The following is a 1,986-nucleotide window of genomic DNA, read 5'->3' as shown; positions in this document are numbered from 1 at the left end:
GGCGACAGCATCCTGTCGATGCAAGTGGTCGCCCAGGCCCGAGCCGCGGGCCTGACCTGCCGACCCAAAGACATCTTCATCGAACAAACCGTCGCCCGCCTCGCCCAGGTCGTCGACGTTGCCGAGACGATCAGCGGCACGGTCGACGAGGGCACCGGAGAGGTGGTGGCGACACCGATCATGCGGTGGCTCCAGACCGTCGACGGTCCCACCGACGAGTTCAACCAGACCGCCGTCGTGCAAGCCCCACCTGGAGTCACCCACGCCGACGTCGTCGTCGTCCTCCAAGCGCTGCTGAACCGGCATGGGATGTTGCGGGCGCGCGCCGACGGTGTCCGGCTGCATGTTCCGGAGCCAGGCGCGGTCGACGCGCAACGCTGCGTGCTCGTCGTCGACGAACTGTCTGAGGAGGCGCTCCTGTCGGCGCGGTCCCGGCTGAGCCCCGCGGCAGGGGTGATGCTGAGCGCGGTGTGGGTGGCCCGGTCCGGGCGGCTGGCGCTGATGGTGCACCACCTCGCCGTGGACGCGGTGTCGTGGCGGATTCTTCTTGAAGACCTCAACATCGCATGGGCACAACACCACAACGGACTCGACGCCGCCCTGTCCATCACGGGGACCTCGTTTCAGCGGTGGGCCTCGCTGCTGGCCGAATATGCGAACTCGGTCGGTCAGGCCGACACCTGGAGGACGGTGGCGTCAACGCCGTTCGCGCTGCCCGCGCCACGGCCCCATCTGGATACGTTCTCGACGGCCGGCAATCTCACCGCATCTCTCGACACCGAGACAACCCGTCGCCTGCTCAGTGACGTGCCTGCTGCGTTCCATGCCGGGATCAGCGACATCCTGCTGATCGCCTTCGCCTTGGCGGTCACGGAGTTGCTTCGCAGCAAGGACACCCCGGTCGGCATCGACGTCGAGGGACACGGCCGCAACGAAGACCTCTTCCCCGGCGTCGACCTGTCCCGCACCGTCGGCTGGTTCACCACCAAATACCCGGTCGCATTGACCGTCGGCGGACTGCACTGGGCACAAGTCCAGTCCGGCGATGCCGCACTCGGACCCGTCATCAAGCGTGCAAAAGAGCAACTCCGGTCACTGCCCGACAATCTGACCTACGGGTTGCTGCGCTACCTCAACCCCGACGTCGACCTGTCCGCGCCGGAACCGACGATCGGATTCAACTACCTCGGCCGGATGGCATCCGCCGCCTACGACATATCGGAGGACTTGTGGCGCCCCAGCCGCGAGGGCCTCTCGCTCATCGGGTCCGCCACAGCGGTCCCGATGCCCCTGGGCCACACCGTCGAACTCAATGCCACCACCATCGACTCCGGTACCGGCCCACAGCTCAACGCCACCTGGACCTGGGCCACGTCGATCATGGATGAGACCCAGATCAGCCGTCTCAGCCAATTGTGGTTCGACGCCCTTGCCGGCATCTGCACCCACGTCGCCCACGGCGGGGGCGGGCTGACCCCGTCCGACATCATCCCGGCCCGGCTCACCCAACCCCAACTCGACGATCTGCAACGACACAACCGCGTCGCCGACATCCTCCCGCTGACCCCACTCCAACAAGGACTGCTCTTCCACGCCAACACCGCGCGGGGGACCAAAGACCTGAGCGACCTGTATGCGATGCAGTTGGACATCACCATCACAGGGTCGCTGGACCCGGACCGGCTCCGCGAGGCCGTGCACACCGTCGTCGATCGGCACCCGAACCTGGCAGCACGGTTCAGCGATCACTATGACCAGCCCGTGCAGATCATCCCCGCGCAGCCGGCGGCGGCGTGGCGCTATGCGGAATTGGAAGACGAGGAGGAGGTCCAGCGACTGTGCGCGGCGGAGCGCGCCGCGGTCTGCGACCTCTCGGCCGCGGCGGCGATCAGGGTGGCGTTGATCCGCACCGCTCCCGAACGGTTCCGGGTCGTGCTGACCAACCATCACATCGTGCTGGACGGCTGGTCGCTGCCGATCCTGCTG

1 protein-coding gene is annotated in these 1,986 nt (G+C 67.1%); it reads left to right on the top strand.

Translation table 11 applies throughout. The annotated features are described in order from the left end of the window. The coding region (locus tag H7I57_RS16625) for a condensation domain-containing protein (protein ID WP_264024733.1) at nucleotides 1-1,986 on the top strand (1,986 nt) is incomplete at both ends.

This window comes from Mycolicibacterium pyrenivorans (assembly GCF_025821625.1).
Lineage (GTDB): Bacteria > Actinomycetota > Actinomycetes > Mycobacteriales > Mycobacteriaceae > Mycobacterium > Mycobacterium pyrenivorans.
The sequence above is the reverse complement of the archived record's forward strand: the minus strand, read 5'-3'. Positions and strand labels throughout refer to the sequence as shown.